The sequence below is a fragment of the Streptomyces sp. NPDC051020 genome (assembly GCF_040683105.1).
GTDB lineage: Bacteria > Actinomycetota > Actinomycetes > Streptomycetales > Streptomycetaceae > Streptomyces.
Genome location: NZ_JBFBCG010000134.1, coordinates 1 through 10,648 on the forward strand (window position 1 = coordinate 1; position 10,648 = coordinate 10,648).

General features: G+C 67.5%; 10 protein-coding genes. 2 read left to right on the top strand and 8 right to left on the bottom strand.

The genetic code is table 11. From position 1 onward, the window contains the following. Nucleotides 1-317 precede the first annotated feature (317 nt). Genes AB0N06_RS36140 through AB0N06_RS36150 form a run of 3 tightly spaced genes read right to left on the bottom strand, consistent with a single transcriptional unit; the run spans nucleotide 318 to nucleotide 3,940 of the window. A complete protein-coding gene (locus tag AB0N06_RS36140; RefSeq protein WP_366138925.1) occupies nucleotides 318-1,526 on the bottom strand; it encodes an MFS transporter in 1,209 nt (402 codons plus the stop codon). 12 nt (nucleotides 1,527-1,538) lie between these two features. Next, nucleotides 1,539-2,852, bottom strand: a complete 1,314-nt coding sequence (locus AB0N06_RS36145) for a peptide ligase PGM1-related protein (RefSeq protein ID WP_366138926.1) — start codon at nucleotides 2,850-2,852, stop codon at nucleotides 1,539-1,541. Next, complete coding sequence (locus AB0N06_RS36150; protein ID WP_366138927.1) at nucleotides 2,852-3,940, bottom strand: radical SAM protein; 1,089 nt, start codon at nucleotides 3,938-3,940, stop codon at nucleotides 2,852-2,854. Before AB0N06_RS36150 ends, AB0N06_RS36145 begins: the two co-directional genes overlap by 1 nt. A gap of 581 nt (nucleotides 3,941-4,521) precedes the next feature. Between AB0N06_RS36150 and AB0N06_RS36155 the strand changes: the two genes are divergently transcribed. Beyond that, nucleotides 4,522-4,773: a 3-oxoacyl-[acyl-carrier-protein] synthase III C-terminal domain-containing protein gene (locus tag AB0N06_RS36155; RefSeq protein WP_366138928.1), complete on the top strand. Its 252-nt coding sequence runs from the start codon at nucleotides 4,522-4,524 to the stop codon at nucleotides 4,771-4,773. 157 nt (nucleotides 4,774-4,930) lie between these two features. Here the strand turns inward: AB0N06_RS36155 and AB0N06_RS36160 are convergent, their stop codons facing one another. Both AB0N06_RS36160 and AB0N06_RS36165 read right to left on the bottom strand, forming a co-directional pair. Then, nucleotides 4,931-8,029, bottom strand: a complete 3,099-nt coding sequence (locus AB0N06_RS36160) for a Tn3 family transposase (protein ID WP_366138929.1) — start codon at nucleotides 8,027-8,029, stop codon at nucleotides 4,931-4,933. 254 nt (nucleotides 8,030-8,283) lie between these two features. After that, nucleotides 8,284-8,475, bottom strand: a complete 192-nt coding sequence (locus tag AB0N06_RS36165) for a hypothetical protein (RefSeq protein ID WP_366138930.1) — start codon at nucleotides 8,473-8,475, stop codon at nucleotides 8,284-8,286. Between AB0N06_RS36165 and AB0N06_RS36170 the strand changes: the two genes are divergently transcribed. Further along, entirely contained in the window at nucleotides 8,464-8,664 is a 201-nt protein-coding gene (locus AB0N06_RS36170; RefSeq protein WP_366138931.1) for a hypothetical protein, read from the top strand. The genes AB0N06_RS36165 and AB0N06_RS36170 overlap by 12 nt on opposite strands. Before the next feature lie 18 nt (nucleotides 8,665-8,682). On the opposite strand, the gene AB0N06_RS36175 is transcribed toward AB0N06_RS36170, so the two are convergent. The 3 genes from AB0N06_RS36175 to AB0N06_RS36185 all read right to left on the bottom strand — a co-directional run. After that, the gene (locus AB0N06_RS36175) at nucleotides 8,683-9,384 is read right to left on the bottom strand and encodes a response regulator transcription factor (protein ID WP_366138932.1); all 702 of its coding nucleotides are present in this window, start codon (nucleotides 9,382-9,384) and stop codon (nucleotides 8,683-8,685) included. Nucleotides 9,385-9,953: 569 nt separating this feature from the next. Beyond that, nucleotides 9,954-10,328 carry a nuclear transport factor 2 family protein gene (locus tag AB0N06_RS36180; protein WP_366138933.1) on the bottom strand — a complete coding sequence of 125 codons (375 nt, stop codon included), beginning with the start codon at nucleotides 10,326-10,328 and terminating at the stop codon, nucleotides 9,954-9,956. 56 nt (nucleotides 10,329-10,384) lie between these two features. After that, on the bottom strand, nucleotides 10,385-10,648 hold a 264-nt coding region (locus AB0N06_RS36185; protein WP_366138934.1), incomplete at its 5' end, for an SDR family oxidoreductase.

A 10,648-nucleotide genomic window follows, 5' to 3' on the forward strand; every position in this document is an offset into this window, starting at 1 on the left:
GGGTCACATTATCAACCCCGTTCCGGATCCCCGGGGGGCCCCCCCGCCCGTGCCGGGCCCGCCGGACGCGCGTCCGGCGGGCCGGCAACCCTCCACCACCGGCAGGGGAACGAGATCATTCCTTGGCGTCCAATCCTGGAGCATCACCAGTACGGGACCCCGAGAACCGGCAGTTTCGTCAGCGACTCCCCACCCAACCCCGGCCGCGAGTTCCCCAGGGGACCTCTTGAACCGGCGGCACGAGCAGCCGGGGAAGCGGCGAACGTTAAGCCGTAGGTACTTCAGCGCTCGGCATGTACGCGACTGGGGACGTTCTCTCACCCTTCCTCAAGGAGAGGGTCGTCCTGCCGCTGGATATCCGCAGACCGCTGCTTGTCCTTTGGGGTCCTCCGCCTGAGCCACGTCGCTGCAGTCAGCAGGAACGTGGTGCCCGTGGCGATGAGGATAACGGTGTCGGGAGTGGTGACGGTGAGGAGGAGGCCAGTGGCGGCAGCGCTGAGGCCGTAGCCGATGCCGCTGCCGGCGTACAGGACGGAGTAGCCGACGGGGTGAAGGTCAGCGGGCAGTTGTTCGCGGAGGGTGAGGTTACGGGTGATCAGTACGGCTGCCTGCAAAAGACCGGTGAGAGCGAGGAGAGCGGCGATCACGGTCCAGGTGGAGGCGAGTGCGGTGGCGGCGACGCCAATAATCATGATGACGAGCAGAAGGGTGCTCTGCCGTTGCACACTGCCGGGCCAGGTGCGCGCGCCATAGACGAGGCCGCCCAGGATACTCGCGAGGGCGAAGCCGGTGAGGATCGGACCGCTGTAGGAAACGGGCAGCTCCCGGTGCTGGAGCAGGGCGGGCAGTGTGAGTTCGATGCTGGCCAGCAGGTACATGGCCGCGATGCTGGTCAGGTAGACGGGCCAGGCCGTCAGGGCTTGCTTGAGCGGGGCGCGCTGTCCGTCGTCCGTGGCGCCGGTCTTGTCGGGCAGCAGCCACAGCGCGGCGGTGGCGGCGCACGTGGCGAGCGCGGCGAGGAGGAACGGGGTCTGCGGGCCGGACTCGAGCGCGAGTAAGGACACCAGGGCCGGTGAGGCGGCCCAGGCAGCCATGTTGAGCGTGGATTCCAGGCTGAGGGCGGCGTGGAGGCGCTTCCTGGGTGCGAGGTCCTCAGCCATGGTGCGCAGTGCACCGGGTGCGGCGGCTGCGGCGGCGCCGGCAATTGCGGCGAGGATCACGGCGAGCACGGTGCCGGGGGTGGGAAGGAAAGCGAGCAGGGCGAAGGCGACGGCGGACAGTCCGAGTCCAACGGTGATCTCCCGGCGGTAGGGGCGCGTGCGCAGGCGCATGCTGAGAAGCGGGGCCCCTATCGCTTCCGCGATGGCGTACGAGGCGGCCATCGCGGCGCCGCCGCTGTAACCGGCGTCCGTACCGCGCCCGTAGAAGAGGAAGGCGAGCGGCGCCATCGCCACCGGCAGGCGGCTGGCCGTGACGACCGCGGCCCAGATCGAGACGTGCTTGGTGAACAGGCCGCGGTACGCCACGCGTAGTGATCCTTAACTGTCGTGCCGGGCCAGGAGGCCGGTCAGTTGGTCTTCGAGGTCGCTGGCTTCTTCGTGGTCGTGCGCCAGGACTACGTACTCGATGTTGCCGGTGGCGGCGGTGTCATCGGAGGCGATGACGATGCCATGACCGTGCCGGGAATCCCATGCGAGCCCGTGTTCTCGCATGGCGCGCAGAAGATGGGCGAGCGCGGGTGCCCGGACGTTGAACCTGCTGATCAGGACGTGGCTGTCCGTCCAGTCCGGGCCGACAAGAGTCTCGGCGATGTGATGCAGGTGGGTACTGCCGCCCAGACGCGCGTCTACCTCGTTGAACCATGCGTTGCCGGCCTGGTCGATCACCGCGTCGATGCTGGCCAGACCGTGATAACCCAGGCTCTGCATGAAGCGGGCCATCCGCAGGGCCTCGCTGGTGAAGTGCTCCCACGCCGGTCCGGGCACGCTCCGGGGCGGCAGCGCGAGTCCGGCGAGGACCGGCGGATGCTGGTCGGTACGAAGCTGTCCTCCGTTGAGTACGACAGCTTCGCCGTGTTCGGGGCAGTCCACCTCGACGTACACGGACGTGCAGTCTGGGTGGAACACCTCCAGGACGATCTCTCCCTGCGGGGCATGGGTGGTGGTCAACCCGGCTTCCTTGAGCACCTGTTCGTTATCGGTCGGATCGCCGAGGACGATCGTGTGCTGGGCTCCTGTGCCTTCCAGGTCCGGGTCGGTGGTGATCACTGTGTTGCCGTGGCCGCCGACGGCGCGGTCGCGTTTGAGGATGACGGCCGGGTGTGCGGCCAAGAGCCGATGCAGCGTGCGCAGCAGATCCTCAGTGGTGCGGCACGGTATGCCGTCGGGGACAGCGAACCCGGCCCCCGCGGCCAGGGCACGGAAGACGACCTTACTGTTGAGCAGTTCCGCACCGCCTTCCGCGACGAACCGTGATCCGGTGACGAGGCCGAGTTCACGCGCGAACACCTCGGCGCCCCGGTCGTGGATGTACGGACAGAACTCCCAGTCAGGAGTGACCAGTTCCCTCAGACGGCCGAGGATCTCCTTGGAGTGGAGCAAGTCCTGGGTGAGGAGGTCCGCGTCTGGTGCGATCACGTGGATGAGGGCCGGGGAGATACCCGTGTGCTGGGCGACGTGATGTAGGAAGTCGTCAGGCACCGGTCGTGGCAGGACGAGGGCGTCGCCGTCGCGCATCAGCCACACCAGGCGCTTCATCGCGAACAGGATGCCGTCGAAGTCATTCTGCGTGAGCAGGTCCATGCGGTCGACCATGTGCTCGGTGCAGGCGTTGCCGAGCCAGAGGCGGGGCATCAGAACTCGGCCTTCCCGCCGATAGCGTCCAAGTACCACACCTGCAGGAACCCGTTGTCGTCGACGCTGGCATTTTCGGGAAGCTGCCAGCCGGGGACCCAGGACATCCTCTCCTCGTACCGGTAGGCGGTCTGTATCAGCATCCGGTTGTGCTCGTCCCGGCCGATGATCGACCCTTCGTACAGCGGCACCTTGCCGACATCCGTCATCAGCGTGAAGTGCGGGCGTATACGGCCGGACGTCAGACCCGACGCTCCCAGCCGGCGGTGCAGTTCGAGGCCCTCCTCGACGGACGTGCGATGGTGGTCCATGCCGCGGATCGGGACGCAGTGGAACAGGTAGTGCGCCTCGATTCCCATGTAACGCAGCTCATCGAAGAGCCCGACGAGGGTGTCGAGGCTATCGTTGAGCCCGCGTAGCAGGACCGTCTGGTCGTAGATGCGTGCCCCGGCCTCCTGCAGCGCCGTATACGCCTCCCTGACCTCGGGAAATAGCTCGCCTTTGTGGTTGATGTGGGTGGCGATCTCGACCCGGAACGTCGAACGGCGTCGCAGTGCGTGCTGCATACGGGCATCGACCCGACGCGGGTCTTGGAGGGGCACCCGGGTAGCGATGCGCACGATCTCGACCTGGGGTGCGTGTTCTTCCAGTGCGTCCAGCAGCCATTCGATCCGGTCGACCAGGATCAGCGGGTCACCACCGGTTACGAGCACTTCACGAACATCCTGGTTCTCCGGAGCCGTCCCGCAGTAGCGGGCAATGAGTTCCAGATCCTCACGGGAGAGCGTGGCGGTGTCGTACTGCCCGCGGATGCACCAGCGGCAGTGGGCGGCACAGATTGTTGTGGGCTCGACCAGCAGGGTCCGCCGGTACAACTTCTCGACGCCACGCACTTCACGCCCCTCGAAGAGGGTGCTCATCTCCGACTGGTAGTGACGGGCGACCTCGAAGGTCTGCTCGACAGCCTCAGCAGGGTCAACGGCGTACTGGATGTCGAGGAACGGGAGCGACCCACCGGCTTCCTCGATCTTCTTGCGTAAGTACGGGGAGATCTTCTCGGCGAAGACGCCGTTCTTGGCTCCGGCCATGGCTGTAGGGCCTTTCAGGATCGCTGAACGGGAAATGGCGCTTGCCCGTTGGCCAAGGGCATGGTGCGCAGGCTCACTGAGCCGGATTGAGTGGCCGGTTCGGCAGTCTGACGCTGCGGCAATCACCCTGCATTGTCAGGTTGATGACAGGAAGTTACCGGCGGCCCATCAGAACACATGTCAGGTGCATTGAATATGGCGCACCTCACGTTTCGTAACGTTGAGGAGTTGAGTGCAAGCAATAAGTGGCCGAGTGGGGGCATTCAGACTGCCCAGACCCGAACCTGAGGCGGCCCAGCCATGACAGTTCGGCGACGGCGCCGGCGCCGTGGTCTTCGACACCGTGCCCGCACCGTACGGGTTCCTGCACTTCACCATCGGCTCGGACGGCACCAAAACGGACCACGTCCGCATCATCCTGGACAGCGGCCGCTCCCAGGACCCCTACACCCTGGTCATGGACGGCCGCGCCACCCGGGCCTTCATCGAGGACCACCTGCCACGCGCCCTGGCCCAGGCCCTGCACGCGACCACGATGACCTTCGACGACATCGACCTCATCATCCCCCACCGTCCACCTCGTGAGCCAGGTCCTCACCGACGCGGACGCCGACCCGAAACAACTTTTCATGACCGGCAGGACCTACGGAAACACCGGCGCCGCCTCCATCCCCATCACCCTGGACGCCGCCCGCACCGCCAGCCGCCTCCACGACGGCGCCCACATCGTCCTCGCCTCGATCGGCGCGGGCATGACCTGGGGCACCGCTGTCCTGCGCTGGCAGACCATCCCCCAACAGCCCGGATGTGCGACATCCCTTGAGTTCCCCTGAGCTCTGCCGAGTCCGGGCCTGCGCCCCTACCAGCACCGTGCCGCCGCCGGGCTCGCCCTCCTCAGCTGCCGTCTGAGCTGAATTGACCGGAAGAGGGCTACGGCAATTTCCGGCGCATTCCGGTTGCCCTCCAAGATCCCTCGGGACCCGAGACAACTCACGCTGCGGCTGGCACTTCCTCCTCCGCCTCGAACTCGACGTCCAGGTGCGGGTCGAACGCGTCGGGCCGCACCGTCAGTTCGGTGGTGGCGTAGGTGCCGAACCGCATGATGTGGTCGGTCAGGTACGGGCTGATCGCGGCCAGGTCCTCCCCGGTGATCCCCCAGCCCTCCGCCTGGAGCTCACGCACCACGCCCATCAGGTCCAGGGTCGTATGGAAGATCACGCAGTTGGCGAGCAGAGACGTCAGTTTCACCGCCTTCTCCTGCTCGACCGGGTCGTTCTCGGCGATCACCCCGCCGTTGCAGAACGCCAGCCAGTCGGTGAAGTTGTTGAAGGACTCCACCTTGTTGGTGGCCGCCGTCACCCGGCGTCGCAGCGAGGAGTCCGAGATGAACCGCAGCAGCTGCACGGTCGCGACCGCCCGGCCCACCTCGCGGAAGGCCCGGTAGATCTGGTTGCGGTGGGAGTTGCTGCCCAGGCGCCGCAGCAGCAGCGGCGAGGCCAGGGTGCCCTCCCGGATCGCGATCGAGACCCGCATGAGATCGCGCCAGTGCTTCTCTATGAGCCGCCAGTCGATGACGTTGCGCCCACCCTGGTCGAACAGGACGTCGATGTGCCGATAGCGGGCACTCGCGGAGGGCCGGTAGAACGTGCGGTCCTTCCAGTTCCGTATCCTCGGCATCAACTCAAACCCCATCAAATGGGCGAGACAGAAGACAGGGAACGACTGGCCTTGCGTATCGGCGTGGATCGTGTCCGGCCGCATCTCGGAGGCGTTCTTCAGCAGCCCGTCGATGATGTAGACGGCCTCCCACACGCCACAGGGGATGAACCTGGAGAAGAGCGCGATGTACTGATCTGATATGTGGTGGTATGCGATGCCGCCGAAGCCCCCGTACCGGATCGACGTCTCAGCGAGCAGGTTGTCGATGAAGGTGTCCATCTGGGTGCCGTCGGCCGCCACGGAAGTCCCGTCGCCCCACGCCTTGACCAGGTCCAGGCGCATGAACGCGTTCACCACGTCGGCGATCGCCTCGTTGATCTTGTCGACGCTCAGGTGCCGGTTCGTGATCCCGCCCAGCTCGTGCGCGGACACCCCTGAGATGTGCCGCGCCGCCTCGGCGTACGTCATGTTGATGCCGCCCACGAAGGTCGACAGCACATACCGGCCGAACGGGTCCTTCAGCTTCGGGTCGCTGCCGGAGGCCGGGCCGAAGCGGCGCCACCACTCCACCCAGTACGCCGTGCGCGACAGGATGCCCAGCAGGGTGCGCTCCGGCATCCGCGCCTTGACCTCCGCCTCCAGCGCCTCCGCCATGGCGCTGACGCCCTTGGCACGCTGCTTGCGCAGCGTCGGCACCCCGTTCTCGTCGATGACCAGGTCCGCGTTGTCCGGGTACCCGGAATCCACCTCCGCCGCCGTGGCCTCCAGCCGCCCGCGCAGGGCCGCGGTGAACCCGGCGGCCGTATCCGGCAGCCCGGTCTCCTCGCACAACTGCGCCAGCTTCGGCCCGCACTCCTCCCAGGCGGGCAGCTGATCGAGCCAGTTGGCGAAGGTGTCCGAGCCGGTGATGGCCACATCACCGGTCCGCAGGTGGTCGGCCAGAGAGGTGAAGACCAGGGCCTCGAAGCGCCGCCGGTCCAGCATGCCAGGCCGGCGCCGGTCGCGGACGGCCCGCTGCCAGTTCTGCGAGGCGAAGCCGAGGTCCAGCGGCTGCCCCTCGTACAGCTCCGAGACGTACTCCCGAGTCGCGTTCTGGTGGGCCCGCGCGTGCGCGAGGGCGTCCAGCACCCGCCGGTCCTCGCTGACCGCCTCGAACTCCAGCGTGCCCACCAGGTCGAACACCGGCGCCCGGTCCCGCTTGTAGAAGCGGGCGACCAGCACCTCGTGGTTGTTGCCGTGGTGGGCGGCCACCGCCTCGATGTCGGCGAACTCCTCCGCGAACGAACCGGAGGCCAGCACCGCCTTCTGCGCCATCGCCAGAGCGACGGCCCGCTGGGCGGCCAGCGCCTGCGCTGCTCTGCGGCGGGCCTTCTTCCCCGCCGGGAACGGCGCCGGGGCCCCGTCCGGGCCGCGCGGGACGAGGTCGGCGGGGTCGATCCGCTCCAGCACCGTGCGATAGGTGCCGATCATCCGCTCCACCAGCGCCTGCTGCTGTTTGCGGATCTCTTCCAGCTCGTCCTTCGCGTTCTTCAGCTTGGTGGCCACCCGACGGCAGAACATCTCCGCCAGGTCGTCCCGGGCCCGTCGGCGGGCGGTGTGCACCAGGCAAGCCAGCAGCGCGGTGCGCTTGCCCGTCTCGTAGTCCCGCAGCTCCGCCGCGTCCAAAGCGCCGGCCTCGGCGGCGAAGTCGGCGATCTTCCCCGGGGCGATGCCCTCCAGCCACGCGTCGGTGTCCCCGAGCCCGTCCACCCACTTAAGGTGCCTGTGCTGCTCCTTCAGATGGCTCCAGCTGGGCCGCTTCGCAGGCTTCTTCAGCCGGTTCAGCCCACTCTTTCGGTCCACGCCGCCCACGTCCAGCAGCCCTATCAGGCGGGCCCGGTCCTCCGGCGTCATCCGGGACCAGACGGCGTGGAAGATGTCCTCGTTGACCTCCCGGCGGATGCGGGCGGCCATCTCGTCCAGGGTGCGGAACGCCGGGAGTTCGCAGGTCGCCCGGACCAGTTCCTCCAGCGCGATGTTGATCAGGTCCGGCGGGTTGTTCTTCACCAGCGCCGCCGACCGGATTGCCTCCTCCGCGATCTGACGGGCCCGCTCCTGGTCGTAGGAGATGCCCTGCCGCTCGCGCACCAGCTTGCGGTGCAGCTTGGCGGTGTTGGCCGACTCGTAGTGCGGCCCGGTGCCCTCGGCGAGCTCCAGCCCGCCCCGCACGTGCTCGACCACCGCCTCGGGGACCTCGTCCGCCTTCGGGAAGTAGCCCAGCTTCTGGTAGCACTTCAGCGCCAGGGCCAGGGCGAGCAGGTGCTCATCGGAGCGGGTCCGATCCCGCACCCACGCCGCTTCCTCGGGCTTGGGGGTGAAGAAGACATGCATCTCCCGCGCCGACATCAGCCGCTTGAAGCGCGGATACGCGGTCCGTTCTATCGAGGTCACGCCGCCGGTCCCCGCCCCTGGTACGAAAACGATCACTTCTGGGCGGGACCGTACCAGGATGATCACCAGCCGATACGACGGCCCTGGAGAACCCCCGTACGCACCGGCCGCACGGCCTCTACGCTCGACACCCGTGACCGACAGCAGCAAGCAGCCCCGCCGTGACGGAAACCTGAGTAACGAGCAGGTGGCACTCCTCGTCGAGCAGTTCACCGGCCAGACCAACCGGATCGCGGACATCACCGCGATACTCATCAAGTACGCCCAGGCCGGGCGGCAAGGACTGGGAGACCTACGAACGCTTCTTGGACCACCTCGCCCGCGAGGGCATGTAACTCATCCAGTACGGCCGCGGCCCACTCCAGCCCGACCTGGAGAAAGCCGTCCGCGTACAGATCGAGCAGGCCGCCGGGACCACCGCCCGCCAGGGCGGCATGTGCGAACACCTCCACCAGCGCACCGCTGCCTCGCTCCTGGCCACCGTGTGGTTCGCCGGCCAGCACCACCTCGTCGAAGCCGACGACTGGCCCGACACCCTGCCCGCCACCGTCCTCGGTGCGATCCGCCAGGCCCCGGCCATCAACAACGACCCCACCATGCACAACCTCCGCGACACCGGCGACCCCCGCCAATAGCGGCCCCGGAAACACCAGTCACCCGCTCAAGGTCGGGCTGCTATCCCTTCCGGCCGTATCTCGGCTGGCCCCCTCCCAGCCGTAGTCCCACACATTGCGAAGCAGGGTCTGGCGGTCCAGCACGATGCCGGGGTGCGCCGCGAACTCCAGCAGTAGCCGCAGCTCGGTGGGGGCCAGGGCGATTTCCTTGCCCTCCCGGCAGACCTCCAGAGCAGCGGGGTCTATGGTCAGGTCGCCGAAGACCAGCAGGCCGGCCGGAGCGGGGCGCTCGGCCCCACCGGCCTGTGCGGTGGGGACGGCGGTGGCGCGGCGCAGCAGCGCGCGGATCCGGGCCACCAGGACGGCGGTGTCGACAGGCTTGATCACGTAGTCGTCGGCGCCGGCTTCCAGGCCCGAGACCACGTCGAGGGCGTCGCCACGCGCGGACATCATCAGGATCGGGTCCATGCTGGTCTCCCTGATCCGGCGGCACAGTCCGATCCCGTCCAGGCCCGGCAGCATCACGTCGAGCAGAAGCAGGTCATGGTGGGCCTCCCGGAACAGCTCCAGACCGGTCAGCCCATCGCCCGCCACGGTCACGTGGTAACCGTAGCGTTCGAGGGCCATCGCGACGGATCTGCGGATCACCTCGTCGTCCTCGACGAGGAGGATGGTCACCGAGGTCGGTGGGGTCGCGGTGATTTCCGCAGTTTCAGGGGTCACGTGGGTGGGATCAGACATGTACATCCATCGCGCGAGGTGTCGGCCGGAGCTCCATCATGCCGTGCCGGACAGTGGAAACCCCGCGGAGTCCGAGAGTCCTTGAGGCAGTCACCGCGGCCTGACAGGCGCCGATACCCGGGTGATACACAGTTGCGCGGCAGCCGACACGCAGTTGCGCCACCGTGAAAACGCTCCGGAACTCATGGGGGGCGGCCCAAACTGCGGCGTGACGTGTCGTCCTACGCGCCCCTGAAGCTCAGACGGGCCAACTCAAGAGCTGAAGGGCCAACTCGGCCGCTGAGTCTCAAACAGTCGCTCTCACTCATCTGGGCGATCCAACTCCCTTCTGCGGGAGGAGAAAACGGCTGTGGGCCCGTCTGACAGCACCGCTGCGGATCGGAGGTCGCCTCATACCAAGGGATACGAGTTCGGCGCTCTGTGCACCCTTTCTGGCGCTCGATTTTTAGGCGGTCATAGCCATATTTCTTCCCTTTGCGGCACTTTATGCGTCCGTCGGAGAGCCGGCCATCACCAGGCCACCGACCCCCCGATGGCAAGGGCAGGGCTTGGATGACAGCGGGCGGTGATCACTCCAGGTGGGAGACCTGGTAATGGGCGATAGCCCAGCCGTGGTCCGTCTGCTGCAGCAGGATGCCGAGGTGGACGGTGAGGGTGGGGCGGTCGGTGAAGGAGAAGTCGACGCTCAGGTAGCCGAGGATCTGGCCGTCGGCCGGGTGCCGGGTCTCCAGGATGCGGTAGTGGGCAGTCAGGCCGAGGGGCTGTGCGTCGTAGTAGGCGGCGATGCCGGCGCGGCCGACAGTGTAGGGGTGCAGGCCCTGGAAGACGGCGTCCTCGGTGAAGTGGGCGGCAACCTGGCCGGGCTGGTGCTGGTCGACGGCGGCCTTCCAGCCGTCGAGGACACTGCGCAGGATCTTCTCGTCGTCCGTGGTGGTGTGGTGCATGGCGGTTCTCCCGGGAGTTGATGCGGTCGGCCTTTGGTGGTGGAGGTTGCCGGGGTTCAGTGGCCGGTGCTCATGCCGCCGTCGACGTGGAGGATCTCGCCGGTGACGAACGGCGCGTTTTCCAGGTAGAGGACGGCGTCGACGATGTCGGTGATCTCGCCCATGCGGCCGACGGGGTGCAGGCCGGCGAGGAACTCGTGGGTCTCCTGGGCGTGCATCGGGGTCCGGATGGTGCCGGGGGAGACGGCGTTGGCGCGGATGCCGCGGGTGGCGTACTCGATGGCGAGGGACTTGGTGGCGGACTGCAGGCCACCCTTGGT

Bases quoted from the DNA above. Each gene is read 5' to 3' on its own strand.
- AB0N06_RS36145 (WP_366138926.1), bottom strand. From the start codon at position 2,852: ATGCCCCGCCTCTGGCTCGGCAACGCCTGCACCGAGCACATGGTCGAC.
- AB0N06_RS36150 (WP_366138927.1), bottom strand. From the start codon at position 3,940: ATGGCCGGAGCCAAGAACGGCGTCTTCGCCGAGAAGATCTCCCCGTAC.
- AB0N06_RS36170 (WP_366138931.1), top strand. From the start codon at position 8,464: ATGTGCGAACACCTCCACCAGCGCACCGCTGCCTCGCTCCTGGCCACC.
- AB0N06_RS36180 (WP_366138933.1), bottom strand. From the start codon at position 10,328: ATGCACCACACCACCACGGACGACGAGAAGATCCTGCGCAGTGTCCTC.
- AB0N06_RS36175 (WP_366138932.1), bottom strand. From the start codon at position 9,384: ATGTCTGATCCCACCCACGTGACCCCTGAAACTGCGGAAATCACCGCG.